Annotated in this window: 15 protein-coding genes; 14 read left to right on the forward strand and 1 reads right to left on the reverse strand. The window is 44.6% G+C overall.

Annotation, left to right across the window (positions count from 1 at the left end):
- Positions 1-12 precede the first annotated feature (12 nt).
- Entirely contained in the window at positions 13-957 is a 945-nt protein-coding gene (locus tag BT105_RS01660; protein WP_072299099.1) for a tRNA modification radical SAM protein MnmL/YtqA, read from the reverse strand.
- Between the two features lie 156 nt (positions 958-1,113).
- Between BT105_RS01660 and BT105_RS01665 the strand changes: the two genes are divergently transcribed.
- The 14 genes from BT105_RS01665 (at position 1,114) to BT105_RS01730 (ending at position 14,656) form a co-directional block, all read left to right on the forward strand.
- Positions 1,114-1,623, forward strand: coding sequence for a shikimate kinase (locus BT105_RS01665; RefSeq protein WP_072299100.1), 510 nt, complete (start codon positions 1,114-1,116; stop codon positions 1,621-1,623).
- 194 nt (positions 1,624-1,817) lie between these two features.
- A complete protein-coding gene (locus BT105_RS01670; RefSeq protein ID WP_028514934.1) occupies positions 1,818-2,555 on the forward strand; it encodes a nucleotide-binding protein in 738 nt (245 codons plus the stop codon).
- A 42-nt stretch (positions 2,556-2,597) separates the two neighbouring features.
- Positions 2,598-2,999, forward strand: a complete 402-nt coding sequence (locus tag BT105_RS01675; protein WP_009984662.1) for a methylglyoxal synthase — start codon at positions 2,598-2,600, stop codon at positions 2,997-2,999.
- Positions 3,000-3,065: 66 nt separating this feature from the next.
- The gene (hisS, locus tag BT105_RS01680) at positions 3,066-4,400 is read left to right on the forward strand and encodes a histidine--tRNA ligase (RefSeq protein ID WP_072299101.1); all 1,335 of its coding nucleotides are present in this window, start codon (positions 3,066-3,068) and stop codon (positions 4,398-4,400) included.
- Between the two features lies 1 nt (position 4,401).
- Positions 4,402-6,180, forward strand: coding sequence for an aspartate--tRNA ligase (gene aspS, locus BT105_RS01685; RefSeq protein WP_072299102.1), 1,779 nt, complete (start codon positions 4,402-4,404; stop codon positions 6,178-6,180).
- Positions 6,173-6,631 carry an NUDIX domain-containing protein gene (locus tag BT105_RS01690; protein WP_028514937.1) on the forward strand — a complete coding sequence of 153 codons (459 nt, stop codon included), beginning with the start codon at positions 6,173-6,175 and terminating at the stop codon, positions 6,629-6,631. Before aspS ends, BT105_RS01690 begins: the two co-directional genes overlap by 8 nt.
- Before the next feature lie 217 nt (positions 6,632-6,848).
- On the forward strand, positions 6,849-7,157 hold the full coding sequence (locus BT105_RS01695) for a hypothetical protein (protein ID WP_072299103.1): 309 nt from the start codon (positions 6,849-6,851) through the stop codon (positions 7,155-7,157).
- A gap of 32 nt (positions 7,158-7,189) precedes the next feature.
- Positions 7,190-9,163 carry a V-type ATP synthase subunit I gene (locus BT105_RS01700; RefSeq protein ID WP_072299104.1) on the forward strand — a complete coding sequence of 658 codons (1,974 nt, stop codon included), beginning with the start codon at positions 7,190-7,192 and terminating at the stop codon, positions 9,161-9,163.
- A complete protein-coding gene (locus BT105_RS01705; RefSeq protein WP_072299105.1) occupies positions 9,156-9,629 on the forward strand; it encodes a V-type ATP synthase subunit K in 474 nt (157 codons plus the stop codon). The genes BT105_RS01700 and BT105_RS01705 overlap by 8 nt, the downstream gene beginning before the upstream one ends.
- Positions 9,630-9,642: 13 nt before the next feature.
- A complete protein-coding gene (locus BT105_RS01710; RefSeq protein ID WP_072299106.1) occupies positions 9,643-10,239 on the forward strand; it encodes a V-type ATP synthase subunit E in 597 nt (198 codons plus the stop codon).
- Positions 10,240-10,243: 4 nt separating this feature from the next.
- Positions 10,244-11,185, forward strand: a complete 942-nt coding sequence (locus BT105_RS01715) for a V0D/AC39 family V-type ATPase subunit (protein WP_072299107.1) — start codon at positions 10,244-10,246, stop codon at positions 11,183-11,185.
- The gene (locus BT105_RS01720; RefSeq protein ID WP_072299108.1) at positions 11,178-11,489 is read left to right on the forward strand and encodes a V-type ATP synthase subunit F; all 312 of its coding nucleotides are present in this window, start codon (positions 11,178-11,180) and stop codon (positions 11,487-11,489) included. The genes BT105_RS01715 and BT105_RS01720 overlap by 8 nt, the downstream gene beginning before the upstream one ends.
- 21 nt (positions 11,490-11,510) lie before the next feature.
- Positions 11,511-13,280 (forward strand): V-type ATP synthase subunit A, encoded by a 1,770-nt coding sequence (locus tag BT105_RS01725; protein ID WP_072299109.1) that lies wholly within the window; start codon positions 11,511-11,513, stop codon positions 13,278-13,280.
- Positions 13,280-14,656, forward strand: a complete 1,377-nt coding sequence (locus BT105_RS01730) for a V-type ATP synthase subunit B (protein ID WP_072299110.1) — start codon at positions 13,280-13,282, stop codon at positions 14,654-14,656. The genes BT105_RS01725 and BT105_RS01730 overlap by 1 nt, the downstream gene beginning before the upstream one ends.
- The last annotated feature ends 9 nt before the right edge of the window (positions 14,657-14,665 follow it).

The following is a 14,665-nucleotide window of genomic DNA, read 5'->3' on the forward strand; positions in this document are numbered from 1 at the left end:
TCTTGTCCGTTTTTATGTTTCTGAATATAGTTTGCCCTGCCATGTGTCAAGCTCGGCAAGACACTTGTCAATTCCTCCAAGAACGGCGATTTTATCAGCACTCCACATTGGTGCAATGAGTTTGCTTTTGTCTCCGTCGCCTGTGATGCGTTCTATAACAGTTTCGGGAGGAAGAAGCTCAAGCTGATGAGCTATGATATCAATATACTCGTCACGTTCAAGAAGCTTGAATTCTCCATTTGAGTACATATCAGCCAGTTTTGTGCCTTTTATAACGTGGAGCATTTGAAGCTTTACGGCATCGGGACGAAGCAACGCGAGTTCCTTTGCTGTTTCAAGCATATCGTCTTTGCTTTCATATGGAAGTCCGTTTATAACGTGCAGACAGGTACGGATACCTGTATTTTTTAGCTTGTAATAGCCCTTTTTGAACTCCTCGTGGGAACAGCAACGATTTATGAGAGAAATGGTATTTTCATGACAGCTTTGCATACCAAGCTCGACAGTTAGATGAGTTTTGCTGTTTAATTCTTTAAGAAGCACCATGATATCATCAGGAAGGCAGTCTGCCCGAGTTCCTATTGAGATACCGAACACATTTGGAAATTCAAGTGCAGTATAATAAGCCTTGCGGAGAAGCTCAACAGGTGAATATGTGTTTGTATTTGCCTGAAAATAAGCGATAAACTCAGCACTTTCTCCGTATTTTGAGCATATCCTGTTTTTTTCAAGTCTGAGCTGAGCTTCTGTGTCAACCTCTCCGTGAGTGAAGTAGCCGCTTCCGCCGTCGCAGAATATACAGCCGCCTGTACCCTTTGAACCGTCGATATTAGGACAGGTCAGCCCAAGGTCAATTACGGCTTTGTAAATTTTCTTTCCAAAATTCTGCTTGTTGTAATAATTTAATGTATTATACCGCTTGTTATCGTTTGAATATTTAAATGGATTGTTGCCCATAGTCCCCTCCTTTTGAAAATATGTTATCATATAGCCTCTGTTTTGTCAATATTTAGTGTAAAAAATAAAATATCGCAATATATGGTTCAATTGTCTATTGACATTTTGCACAAAATGAGTTAAAATGTAATAGTAATCAAATTTCGAGGTCATCATATGAATGGTAAGAATATTATTCTGATCGGTATGCCAGCTGTAGGAAAAAGCACAGTGGGCGTTATTCTGGCGAAATTGCTGGGTTACAGCTTCGTTGATACCGATCTTGTGATACAAAAAAGTGAAGGAAAGCTTCTCAAAAATATAATTGCCAAAAAGGGGATAGACGGTTTTATTGAGACCGAAAACCGTATTTTAAGCAAGCTTGATACCGTAAATTCGGTTATTTCTACAGGCGGCAGTGTTATTTACGGTGACGAAGCCATGAAGAATCTTTCACGCAATGGTATTGTGATATATCTTAAGCTTGACTATAATAAGCTGAAATATCGCCTGCATAATATCAAGAACCGAGGCGTTGTCATCAGGGAAGGGCAGTCTTTAAGTTCGCTTTATCGCGAAAGAGCCCCGCTTTATGAGAAATATGCCGATATCATCATAGATGAAAACGGCTGCAGCATTGAAAAAACAGTCAATAAGATAATGGATAGCCTTGATAGCGCTTTGTAAGAGTTGTACAATTCGGTGCATAAAAAAAAGCGCTTTTGCACAATTTTATCCTTTATTTGAAAAAGTGCTTTGACATTTAGCTAATTATGTGTTATAATGTAAAGTAGGATTATTATTATAAAGTAATTATAAGACTTCCGTGCCGTTTATGCAGCAAAACTGCTCTGGCTTGCGGATATCGGAAAGGAACAAAAATGTCTAAAATAATTGCTGTTACTTCAGGAAAAGGCGGTACAGGAAAGTCTACCGTATGTGCAGGTATAGGTTATACTCTTGCAAAGCAGGGACACAGGACTCTTATCATTGAGCTCGACTTCGGTCTGAGATGTCTTGATATCATCTTCGGTGTTGAAGAGAATATCAAATATGATCTCGGCGATGTCCTCAGCGGCAAGAAAAGTGCTCTCGACGCTGTTGCACAGATTCCTATGGCTTCAAATCTCAATATCCTGTGCGCTCCGAAAACTCTTACAGCGGTAAACGCAGAACAGATCGTTGATATCTGCCGTTCTGTAAAGAAGTATTTCGAGTATATCATCATCGATACAGGTGCAGGTATCAATTCTCATGTATTTGATATCGTTGAACAGGCTAACCTTATACTCGTTATCTCAACTCCTGATCCTGTATGTATCAGAGACGCCAGCCTCATGTCAGACGAGTTCTACAACAGAGGCAATAAAAGCCAGAGACTTATCATCAACAAGATAAGCAAGAAGATCATCGGCAGCGAGCTCATCTCCAACCTTGACGAGATAATCGATAAGGTAGGTGTACAGCTTATCGGTGTTATCCCTGATGACTTCAAAATGACAGTTGCAACAGGAAAGGGAAATCCTATCCCGACAGACAGCGAAGCCCTCAAGGCTTTCGATGCTATCTCAAAGAGACTTGGCGGAGAGTTTGTTCCGCTTACAGTAAAAACTGTATAAACATGAAAAAATCATTCCGCTTTGCGGGGAAAGGGCAGAAATATGAAGATAGCAATTATAGCACATGATGCAAAAAAAGAGCTTATGGTGCAGTTCTGCAGCGCTTACTGCGGAATATTATCCAAGCATACTCTTATCGCTACAAATACAACAGGCAAGCAGGTAAGCGAAGCAACAGGACTTCCTATCAAGAGATATCTCAGCGGTCAGGGCGGAGCAGAGCAGATACTCGCACTTCTCTCATGTAATGAAGTCGATGTCCTCCTTTTCTTCCGTGATCCTATCAACCCCAAGGCAGCAGATGTTCACGGTATGAATCTTCTCAGACTCTGTGACGTTCATAACGTACCTGTTGCTACAAATATCGCTACCGCAGAAGCGCTGATACTCGCTCTTGAAAGAGGCGATCTTGATTGGCGTGAGGTCGGTAACCCCAGCATCTAAATCTTTAATTGTCCCTTTTAAAGGGACAATTTTCATGTAAAAACAAACAGGAAAGGCTTGAAATCTATGGCAATTAATATCAAACGCCCAAACGGCACCGAAGATGTTCTTCCGAAGGATGTCTATAAATGGCATACTGTTGAGAAGATCACAAGAGATACCGCAGAGAGCTTTGGTTTTTCGGAATTAAGGTTTCCTACCTTTGAGAATACAGACCTTTTTCTGCGCTCTGTAGGCGAAACTACAGACGTAGTTCAGAAAGAAATGTATACAGTAAAGGCTAAGGAGACAGAATTTACTCTCCGTCCCGAGGGTACAGCAGGCGCTATCCGTGCAATGCTGCAAAACGGACTTCTCAATGAGGCTCTGCCCCAGAAAATATTCTATATCATATCTTGTTTCCGTCACGAAAGACCACAGGCGGGAAGACTTCGTGAATTCCATCAGTTTGGACTTGAAATGGCAGGAAGCCCTGCTCCTACAGCAGACGCAGAGGTAATTTGCCTTGCCAAGAATATTCTCGACAGACTTGGTCTGAAAAATATTGAGCTTCACATCAATTCTATCGGCTGTCCGACCTGCCGTGCTAAATATCATGAAGCTCTCAAGGCGTTTTTCGAGCCTCACAAGGACGAGCTCTGTGACACCTGTAAGGAAAGACTTGCCAAGAATCCGATGCGCCTTCTTGATTGTAAAAGTCCGGAGGATCGCGAGATCGCCAAGGATGCACCTGTTATACTTGATTATCTCTGCGAAGAGTGCAGCGAACATTTTGCAAAGCTGAAGAAATACCTCGATAATGCAGGCATTGCCTATACTGTAGATCCAAAGATAGTTCGCGGACTTGATTACTACACAAAAACAGTTTTTGAGTTCATTACAACTGAAATTGGCGCACAGGGAACAGTATGCGGCGGCGGAAGATACGACGGACTTATCGAGCAGCTCGGCGGTCAGCATACACCTGCGCTTGGTTTTGGCATGGGTATCGAACGCCTTCTCCTTGTTATGGATAAGCAGAATTGCGATTATCTTTCTTCTAAAAAGTGCGACATCTATTTCGCAACAATGGGTGACGCTGCCCTTGAAAAGGCAATGGAGCTCACAAGAGGACTTCGTGAGTACGGCTACTGCGCAGAGTACGACCTCATGGGCAGGGGCATAAAGGCTCAGATGAAGTACGCTAATAAGATAGGCGCTGTTTATACCGTTGTTCTTGGCGACAACGAGCTCGCAGACGGCAAGGCTAAGCTTAAGGAAATGGAAAGCGGCAAGGAGACAGAGATTCTTATTAACGATAAATTTACATCAAATTTTGAAAATGAATACTTCAATAAAGTCCTCGACGTAATGGACGCTGAGGGCGGTCCAATGTTCGCATTTACAGGGGAGGATAAGTAAAATGGCAGACAGTATGAAAGGTCTTAAGCGTACTCACTACTGCGGAGAAGTTACCGAAGCAGGCAAGGAAGTCGTTGTAGGCGGATTTGTTGACAGAATAAGAGACAAGGGCGGAGTTATCTTCATCGTATTAAGAGACAGAACAGGTGTTGTTCAGCTTCTTTTCAACGACGAAACTGACCGTGAGCTCTTTGATAAGGCAGCGAGCTGCAAGAGTGAATATGTTCTCATGGCTAAGGGCGAAGTTCGTGAGCGTGAGAGCAAAAATGACAAGCTCAAGACAGGTAATGTCGAGATATTCGTTACTGACCTTAGAATACTTGCAAAGGCTCAGACACCGCCTTTCGAGATAGTTAACGAGACAAAGGTAAACGACGAGCTCCGTCTTAAATACCGTTATCTTGACCTAAGACGCGCACCGCTCCAGCAGAATATCATCATGCGTCATGAGATCGCTAAGGTAACAAGAGAGTATTTCTATGAGAATGGATTCCTTGAAATAGAGACTCCTATGATGATGAAGTCTACTCCTGAGGGAGCAAGAGACTATCTTATTCCGTCAAGAGTACATCAGGGCAAGTTCTATGCTCTGCCGCAGTCTCCTCAGATATATAAGCAGCTTCTTATGGTATCAGGATATGACAGATATATCCAGCTTGCACGTTGCTTCCGCGATGAGGATCTCCGTGCAGACAGACAGCCTGAGTTCACACAGATAGACCTTGAGATGTCATTTGTTGACGCTGATGATATTCAGGAGTGTGTTGAGGGCTTTATCCAGCGCGTATTCAAGGAAGTTATCGGTGTTGACGTACCGACTCCGCTTCCAAGACTTACCTTTGCTGACGCTATGAACCGCTACGGCTCTGATAAGCCTGATACACGTTTCGGTTTTGAGATTCAGGATATCACCGATACAGTCAAGGATATAGACTTCGTAGTTTTCAAGAACGCTATAGAAGAGGGCGGCTCTGTACGCGCTATCAATGTTAAGAATGGCGCGGCTACATATACACGTAAGGAGATCGACAAGCTTGTTGAGCACGCAAAGGGTATCGGCGCTAAGGGACTTGCTTATATCCGCTGGGCTGACGAACCTAACTGCTCATTCAAGAAGTTCCTCGCTGAGGGCGACCTTGAAAAGATATGTGCAGCAGTAGATGCACATGAGGGTGACCTTGTGCTTATCTGCGCTGATAAGACCAAGACTGTTCTTGCTACTCTCGGCGCTATAAGACTTATCTGCGGCAAGAGACTGGAAGTTATCCCTGAGGATCAGTACAACTTCCTCTGGATCACAGAAATGCCGTTCTTTGAGCATGACGACGAGAACAATACATGGGTCGCTGCACATCACCCATTCACAATGCCTATGGAGGAGTGCCTTGAATACCTTGACACCGATCCTGCTAATGTACGTGCAAAGGCTTGGGACCTTGTGCTTAACGGCACTGAGCTTTCAAGCGGCTCTATGCGTATTACCGATTATGAGCTCCAGCAGAAGATGTTTGAGGCTCTTGGCATGACTGACGAGGAGATACAGGCTAAGTTCGGATTCCTCGTTGACGCATACCGTTACGGTGCACCGCCTCACGGTGGTATGGGTATCGGACTTGACCGTCTTGCTATGATAATGTGCAAGGCTGATAGTCTCCGTGATGTAACTGCATTCCCGAAGGTTCAGAACGCAAGCGAGCTTATGTCTGAATGTCCGTCATCTGTTGACGATGAGAGCCTTGAAGTTCTCGGCATCACCGTTGTAAAAAAAGAAGATGAGTAATCGTTTTTACGCAGTATGCGGTATACTTGACATAGACGGGAAGATACTTTTTGTAAGGCATACATATGGTCCAGCAAAGGAGCGTATACTTATCCCCGGAGGCTATGTCAAGGAGGGCGAGCTGCCAACTTCGGCAGTCAAGCGGGAATTCTTTGAGGAAACAGGCGTAAATGCTGAAGCTGAGTCGGTATTTGCCGTTCAGTTTCGTACCGAGCAGTGGATAATCGTATTCAAGCTTAAATATATCTCAGGTGAACCGCACTCCGACGGCTATGAAAACAGTGAAGTACTGCTGCTTACTCCGCAGGAGGCTGTGGAAAGACCTGATATAACCAATATGAGCCGCGCTATTCTGAAAGCGTACATTGATAATGTCGATAATACACTTGAAAAAGGAGATTATCGGTCAATTACACTTAAAGCAGGCGAATATGAAATATTTGGTGTTTAAAAAATACACAAATTTATTAATATGCATTGACATTTTAATTGAATTGGTGTATAATATTAACTGTACCATGAAAAACATCTAAGGGAGCTGTCTGTAGGATAAGCTCCCTTTGCGTTTATTTATAAATTTATTCATAATTTATCTATTGACTGCAATAAAAATAGGTGTTATAATCTTAATATTAAATGACCAATAGTCATTTTAGGGAGGTATGACAATGGCGTCAGAAGCTGTAAAAAAAATTCTTGAAGCCGAAGCGCTCTCCGATAAGAAAAATGCGGAGGCACGTAAAAAGCGTGACGAGATAATTGACGCTGCCTCGGGAAGTTCTTCGCTTGCTATTCAGAAAAGGCTCAGCGAAGCACATTTAGAGGTCGCAAAGCTAAAGGCTGATTTCGATGAAAAGTTCAAGACTTATGAAAAGAATGCCGAGAGCGAATGCGAAAAAAACATTGATAGTATAAAGCAAAAGGCTGAAAAAAATATGGCGTTAGCTGTTGATGAGATAATCAGCAGATTCTTTTGATTTTGCTCTTGAAAAGGAGTGTGATGTAAAATATGGCGAAGCTCAGAATGAAAAAAATCGAGCTTATTGCTATGCTCACGGACAGTAAGAAGATCATCGAGCTGCTTCAGCGGCGAGGTGTTGTAGAGATATCCAAGAATGATGATGAAGAGCTTGAAAACACCAATGTGACAGCTGTTGTGGGAGAATTCGATAAGTTCCGAAACACCGCGGTTCAGGCGCTGGAGATAATCGACAGCTATTTCCCCGAAAAGGTGGGATTAGCCGATATGTTCAGCGGCAAGACTGAGGTCGAAAAGCATGAATTCGGAAAAGAAGCCATGCAAATGGAAAAAGTGATGTCCGCTGCGAATGAAATTATTAAAAATCAGCGTATCATTACAGAATCCAACGCGAGTATTTCTCAGCTTGAGATAAAGTGCGATATGCTTGAAAGGTGGACGCCCCTTGACGTTCCGCTGAACTTTAAGGGAACAGCTTCAACATCGGCGTATATCGGTACTTTGCCGTATCAGATAACGGCGGAGGAGCTTGAACAGCAGCTGCCTGATAATTGCAGCGTTGAAGTTGTCAGCGGTTCAAAGGAACAGACTAACCTGTTTATCCTATGCAGCAAGGATTCCTATGAAGAAGCAGGGGATAAGCTGCGAAAGCTTGCCTTTGCGACGGTCTCCGAGCCTGAAAGCAAGACTCCAAACGAGTTGATAGCTTCTTATAAAGAAGAAGCAGAAAAGCTTGAAAAGAAGATAGAGGACGCGAAGAGCTCCATAGAAAAGCTTACGGAGAATCGAAAACAGCTTCGGTTTGTTATTGATTATCTGCAAATGCGTAAGGAGAAGTACGACGCCCTCAGTGGTCTTGGCTTCACAGAGAGCACATTCGTACTTACAGGCTATATACCTGAAAAATATGCGGAATCCCTGAAAAAGGAGATCGAAGCAAAATACACAGCGGCAATAACGTTTACCGATCCTACGGACGAGGACGATGTTCCTGTTTTGCTTGAAAACAGTAAGTTCTCCGCACCTGTAGAGGGGATCACGAAGATGTATGCAATGCCGGGCAAGGGCGATGTCGATCCTACGCCTGTAATGTCGTTCTTCTATTACCTGTTCTTTGGAATGATGTTATCCGACGCAGGCTACGGAATCCTCATGATAATCGGAACCACCATAGCCTTGAAGAAGTTCAAGCTTGAAACAAGCATGAAGAAAACTCTGACAATGTTCCGAAACTGCGGTATCTCCACAGTGTTCTGGGGAGCGCTCTTCGGAAGCTGGTTCGGAGATATTGCACAGGTAGTTGCAAGGAACTTCTTTGATAAGGAGATAGGCAGTCTTGCACTTTGGTTCGAGCCGCTTACCGATCCTGTAAAGCTTCTTCTGGTCTCATTCGGACTGGGAATACTTCATCTGTTCCTCGGCGTTGCCGTGGCATTCAAGATGACATGGGACAGCGGCAAAAAGCTTGACGCAATATTTGACGCACTGCCTATATATCTGATAGTTCTCGGAGTTGCTCCATTAGGTGCGGGAATGTTCATACAAGTGCCTGATGTGCTCAGCAAAACAGGTATATATATGCTTATTACAGGCGTTATAATACTTGTTCTGACGGCAGGTAGAACATCAAAGTCCATATTCGGCAAGTTTTTCGGCGGACTGTATGCACTGTATAATACAGCCACAGGCTACTTCGGAGATATACTGTCTTATTCGAGACTTCTTGCTCTCGGACTTGCAACAGGAAGTATCGCCAGCGTTATCAATCTTATCGGTACAATGCCCGAAAATAAGGTGTTCAAGCTCATACTCCTGATAATCGTATTCGTTGTCGGACATATAGCAAACCTTGCGATAAATCTGCTGGGTGCGTATGTTCATACGGACAGACTACAGTTCGTTGAGCTTTTCAGTAAATTCTACACAGGCGGCGGAAGAGAATTTGCACCGCTCACTGTAAATACCAAGTATATAAAATTCAAGGAGGAAAATTCAAATGACTAACGGTTTAGTATTAGCAATTATAGGAGCTGCTCTTGCAGCACTTTTAGCAGGTATCGGTTCTGCAAAGGGCGTAAGCCTTGTGGGTGAGGCTGCTTCGGGAGTAGTTTCCGTTGATCCTTCAAAGTTCAGTAAGGTGCTGGTTCTTGAGCTCCTTCCTGGTACACAGGGACTTTACGGACTCATCGCAGCTATGTTCATTCTTCTTCGTACAGGCGTTCTCGGTGGCGGCGCTGCTGAGCTCACAGTTCAGCAGGGACTCGGTTTCCTTGCAGCTTCACTTCCTATCGCAGTAGTTGGTCTTATCTCAGGTATCATGCAGGGCAGAACAGCAGCTGCCGGTGTAAGTATCACAGCTAAGAAGCCAGACCACAACGGTAAGGCTATCATCATGGCTGCTATGGTAGAGACATACGCTATCCTTGCACTTCTTATATCAGTTCTTATGATATTGAACATCACAGTATGACGGAGGTGGGAATATGTCAGGACTTGACGAGATTCTTAACCTCATCGAAACTCAGCAGCAGCAGGGAGAAGAGCTTATCTTGAAAGCTGCCAAAAGCAAAGCAGCTGCAATAAAGGCTGAGGGCGATAAAAAAGCTCAGACAGCCTACGAAGATTTTATGCACAGGTCAAAGGAACAGACTGAAAAGGATTACGAAAATGCCTGCAATTCCGCTGACGCAGAAATGAAGCGACGCATTCTTGCCTGTAAGGTAGGACTTATTGATGAAGCTATTGAAAAGACTGTTGCTAAGTTGAAGGCATTGCCTGATAATGAGTATTTTCAGCTTATCATAAAGCTTGCAGAGCGTCACAGCCAGCCTGAAAAAGGAGTGCTGTCTCTATGCAGCAAGGATCTTGCAAGAGTTCCTGCAGATTTTGAAAGCAAGCTTAACGAGAGTATCAATAAAAAAGGCGGAAGTATAACTCTTTCAAAAGAAGCTGCCGATATCGAGGACGGTTTCATACTAAGCTATGGACTTATTTCGGAAAATTGCAGTTTCCGTGCAATTATCGAATCAGAAAAGGACGAGATAAGAGATACGGCTGCGAGAGCGCTTTTCGGTAGGTGATATCATGAACGATACAAAATATGCAAACGCCGTGGGCACTGTCAGAGCAATGGAAAATTCACTGCTTACCAGAACCGATATAGACCAGCTTATAAATTCAAGGAATAAAGCTGAGATATCATCTATTATACAGTCAAGAAGCGGTTCAAGCAGCAGTGAAAGTCTTTCCGACGTATGGGCAATGCTCAGGGCATATGCTCCCGATTGCAAAGAACTTCCCATACTGCTATACAGAAATGATTTTCATAATCTGAAAGCTGTGCTGAAAGCTATAATCTCCAACAGAGAGCCTAAACAGTATTATATCGAACCTTCAAACGTGGAGCTTTCAACGCTTGTTGAAGCCATAAATTCAAAGGAGTATGATGAACTCCCTAATTATATGCAGAGCACAGCTGAAGAGGCATATGAGCTCATCACACAGACTCTTGACGGTCAGCTTTCGGATTCGCTTATAGATATGGCTGCACTTAAGGCTATGCAGAAAAGTGCGGAGGAATGCGACAGCAGCTTTATGCAGAGATACACTGAGCTTCTTACCGTATGCGCTGATATCAAGACTGCTTACAGATGCAGTATTCTCGGCAAAAGTGCTCAATTCATGGAAAGCGCCATATGCGGCAGCAGCGAGCTTGACAAGGAGCAGCTTATAAGAGCTGCGCTTGGCGGCATAGAATCACTTTTCAGTTATCTTGAGGGTACAGCTTACAGTGACGCAGCGGCACTTCTGAAAGACTCTGCGGCGCAGTACGAAAAGTGGTGCGATGACGTTATCATGGAGCTTGCAGAGACTGCACGTATGCAGGCATTCGGCTCGGAGCCTCTTGCGGCATATTTTATTGCTAAAGAAGCCGAGATAAAGAATCTTCGCATTCTCTCAGTATGTAAAGAATTCGGCGCAGACAAGGAAACTATCACGGAAAGGATGAGAAAGCTATATGTATAAAGCAGCAGTTATAGGCGACAGCGCAAGCGTGTCGGGATTTGCGGCTCTTGGGCTTTCTGTATTCCGTGAGACTGAGCCTGAAAAGATAACCAAGCTTATTTCAAGACTTGCAGCCAATGAGTTCGCTGTTATATATATAACCGAGCCTGCGGCTGCGCTTGTGAGAGATACAATAAACAAATATCGGAGCAGCAAGCTTCCGTCCATTGTTCTTATACCTGCCATAGAGGGCAACACAGGTGAAGGTGTAAGAGCACTGCACGAAGCGGTTGAAAAGGCTGTTGGTTCCGATATATTAAATTAGGAAAGAGGCGGATAAGCAGAAATGAACAGCAAAGGTACAGTAGTTAAAATATCAGGACCGCTTGTAGTTGCCGAGGGCATGAGAGATGCCAATATGTTTGACGTTGTCCGCGTCAGCGAGAAGCGTCTTATCGGTGAGATAATCGAAATGCACGGTGACCGTGCTTCAATACAGGTTTACGAAGAAACATCAGGACTTGGTACAGGCGAAGCTGTAGAATCTACAGGCGAGCCTATGAGCGTTGAGCTCGGTCCGGGTCTTATCGGAAGTATCTTCGACGGTATCCAGCGTCCTCTTGACGCTATAAGAAAGGTCTGCGGAAACAACCTTGCAAGAGGTGTTGAAGTCCCTTCACTTAAAAGAGAGACCGTATGGAAGTTTACTCCCTCAGTTAAAGTCGGAGACAAGGTCGTAGGCGGAGATATTATAGGAACAGTTCCTGAAACAGATATAGTTCTCCATAAAATAATGGTGCCAAACGGCGTGAAGGGTACTGTCAAGAAAATATCAGAGGGTGAATTCCACGCTGATGATACTGTATGTATCATTGAAACAGCCAAGGGAGAAAAGGAGCTCTCACTGATACAGAAATGGCCTGTTCGTCAGGGCAGACCTTATCAGAAGAAGCTTTCACCTAATATGCCGCTTGTAACAGGACAGCGTGTAATTGACTGCCTATTCCCAATAGCAAAGGGCGGAGTTGCTGCTATCCCGGGACCTTTCGGAAGCGGTAAAACAGTTACACAGCATCAGCTTGCAAAGTGGGCAGAGGCTGACATCATCGTCTATATCGGCTGCGGTGAGCGCGGAAACGAGATGACAGACGTTCTCAACGAGTTCCCTGAGCTTATTGATCCGAATACAGGAAAATCCCTTATGGAGCGTACAGTTCTTATCGCTAATACCTCGGATATGCCTGTTGCAGCCCGTGAGGCTTCGGTATATACAGGTATCACTATCGCAGAGTATTATCGTGATATGGGCTATTCTGTAGCTCTTATGGCTGATTCTACATCACGTTGGGCAGAGGCTCTCCGTGAGATGTCAGGACGTCTTGAAGAAATGCCAGGTGATGAGGGCTATCCTGCTTACCTCGGAAGCCGTCTTGCTCAGTTCTATGAGCGTGCAGGACGTGTTATCTCAACAGGTACAGAGGGCAGGGAAGGCGCACTTTCAGTAATCGGTGCGGTATCGCCTCCCGGCGGTGATATCTCAGAGCCTGTATCACAGGCAACGCTTCGTATCGTAAAGGTATTCTGGGGACTTGATTCAAATCTTGCTTACCAGAGACATTTCCCTGCGATAAACTGGCTGACCAGCTATTCGCTGTATGCTGATTCGCTTGCAGACTGGTATAACAATAACGTATCCAAGGACTGGATGAAGTCACGTGCAAGATTTATGGAAATACTCCATGAAGAAGCCGAGCTCAAGGAGATCGTAAAGCTCATCGGTATGGACGCTCTTTCGCCTAATGACAGACTGAAAATGGAGACTGCCCGTTCTATCCGTGAGGACTTCCTGCACCAGCTGGCTTTCCATGAGGTAGATACCTATACCAGCCTTAAAAAGCAGCTTTATATGATGAAGCTTATTCTTAACTTCAATGACGAGGCTGCTGATGTTCTTGCCAAGGGCGCTGATGTAGAAGCAGTTGCTAACCTTGAGGTAAGAGAAAAGATAGGTCGTTTCAAGTATATTGAAGAAGATAAAACAGACGCAGAATTTGACAAGCTCAGTGTGGAGATATCCTCAGAGCTCAACGAGCTGCTTGACAAGGAGGAAGACTAATGCCAAGAGAATACAGAACAATTGAAGAAGCGGCAGGTCCTCTGCTTCTTGTCAAGGACGTTGAGAATGTAACTTACGGCGAGCTTGCAGAGATAAGACTTAAAAACGGCGAGAAAAGGCGCTGCCGCGTTCTTGAGATAGACGGCTCGAATGCTCTTGTTCAGCTCTTTGAGAATGCCGCAGGTATCAATTTACAGGACAGCAGCGTAGTATTCACAGGTCACCAGATGGAGCTTGGCGTATCCGAGGATATGCTGGGACGAGTTTTTGACGGTCTCGGCAGACCTATTGATGACGGTCCCGAGCTTATACCTGAAATGCGTCTTGATGTAAACGGTCTTCCTATGAATCCTGTTGCAAGAAAGTATCCGCAGGAGTTCATACAGACAGGCGTATCCGCTATAGACGGACTCAACACCCTTGTAAGAGGTCAGAAGCTGCCTATTTTCTCGGCAAGCGGACTTCCCCATGCACAGCTTGCTGCACAGATAGCAAGACAGGCTAAGGTTCGTGGAAAAGACGAGCAGTTTGCCGTTGTTTTCGCGGCTATGGGTATTACATTTGAGGAGTCTGAGTACTTTGTACAGAGCTTCAAGAGCACAGGTGCACTGGACAGAACTGTTCTTTTCATAAACCTTGCTAATGACTCGGCTATCGAGCGTCTTGCAACTCCTAAAATGGCACTTACTGCTGCTGAATACCTTGCATTTGAAAAAGGTATGCACGTACTTGTTATCCTTACTGATATTACCAACTATGCAGACGCTCTTCGTGAGGTATCTGCCGCACGTAAGGAAGTACCGGGACGACGTGGTTATCCGGGATATATGTACACTGACCTTGCTACTATTTATGAGCGTGCAGGCCGTCAGGAGGGCAAAGAGGGAAGTATCACAATGATTCCTATCCTTACCATGCCCGAGGACGATAAAACACACCCTATCCCCGACCTTACAGGATATATCACGGAGGGACAGATAATTCTTTCCCGTGAGCTCTACAGAAAGGGAATCAATCCGCCTGTAGACGTTCTTCCGTCACTTTCACGTCTTAAAGATAAGGGTATCGGCGAGGGTAAGACTCGTGCCGATCACTCTGATACTATGAACCAGCTCTTCTCTGCCTATGCACGAGGCAAGGACGCTAAGGAGCTCATGGTCGTACTTGGTGAGGCAGCTCTTACTCCTACAGACCTTATTTATGCAAGATTTGCAGACGAATTCGAGAAGAAATATGTATCTCAGGGCTTTGAAAACAACAGAAGCATCGAGGATACACTTTCAATTGGCTGGGAGCTTCTGAAAATGCTCCCGAGAAGCGAGCTGCGCCGAATCAGAGAGGAATATCTGGTCAAGTACTATGATACTCAGAAATGAGGTGAGCTG

This window comes from Ruminococcus flavefaciens (assembly GCF_900119075.1).
GTDB classification, from domain to species: domain Bacteria; phylum Bacillota; class Clostridia; order Oscillospirales; family Ruminococcaceae; genus Ruminococcus; species Ruminococcus flavefaciens_Q.

What these genes read in the sequence shown, in the direction of transcription:
- BT105_RS01725 (WP_072299109.1), top strand. Translation starts at nt 11,511, where the DNA reads ATGAACAGCAAAGGTACAGTAGTTAAAATATCAGGACCGCTTGTAGTT.
- BT105_RS01670 (WP_028514934.1), top strand. Translation starts at nt 1,818, where the DNA reads ATGTCTAAAATAATTGCTGTTACTTCAGGAAAAGGCGGTACAGGAAAG.
- aspS (WP_072299102.1), top strand. Translation starts at nt 4,402, where the DNA reads ATGGCAGACAGTATGAAAGGTCTTAAGCGTACTCACTACTGCGGAGAA.
- hisS (WP_072299101.1), top strand. Translation starts at nt 3,066, where the DNA reads ATGGCAATTAATATCAAACGCCCAAACGGCACCGAAGATGTTCTTCCG.
- BT105_RS01720 (WP_072299108.1), top strand. Translation starts at nt 11,178, where the DNA reads ATGTATAAAGCAGCAGTTATAGGCGACAGCGCAAGCGTGTCGGGATTT.
- BT105_RS01710 (WP_072299106.1), top strand. Translation starts at nt 9,643, where the DNA reads ATGTCAGGACTTGACGAGATTCTTAACCTCATCGAAACTCAGCAGCAG.
- BT105_RS01700 (WP_072299104.1), top strand. Translation starts at nt 7,190, where the DNA reads ATGGCGAAGCTCAGAATGAAAAAAATCGAGCTTATTGCTATGCTCACG.
- BT105_RS01660 (WP_072299099.1), bottom strand. Translation starts at nt 957, where the DNA reads ATGGGCAACAATCCATTTAAATATTCAAACGATAACAAGCGGTATAAT.
- BT105_RS01695 (WP_072299103.1), top strand. Translation starts at nt 6,849, where the DNA reads ATGGCGTCAGAAGCTGTAAAAAAAATTCTTGAAGCCGAAGCGCTCTCC.
- BT105_RS01715 (WP_072299107.1), top strand. Translation starts at nt 10,244, where the DNA reads ATGAACGATACAAAATATGCAAACGCCGTGGGCACTGTCAGAGCAATG.
- BT105_RS01730 (WP_072299110.1), top strand. Translation starts at nt 13,280, where the DNA reads ATGCCAAGAGAATACAGAACAATTGAAGAAGCGGCAGGTCCTCTGCTT.
- BT105_RS01705 (WP_072299105.1), top strand. Translation starts at nt 9,156, where the DNA reads ATGACTAACGGTTTAGTATTAGCAATTATAGGAGCTGCTCTTGCAGCA.
- BT105_RS01665 (WP_072299100.1), top strand. Translation starts at nt 1,114, where the DNA reads ATGAATGGTAAGAATATTATTCTGATCGGTATGCCAGCTGTAGGAAAA.
- BT105_RS01675 (WP_009984662.1), top strand. Translation starts at nt 2,598, where the DNA reads ATGAAGATAGCAATTATAGCACATGATGCAAAAAAAGAGCTTATGGTG.
- BT105_RS01690 (WP_028514937.1), top strand. Translation starts at nt 6,173, where the DNA reads ATGAGTAATCGTTTTTACGCAGTATGCGGTATACTTGACATAGACGGG.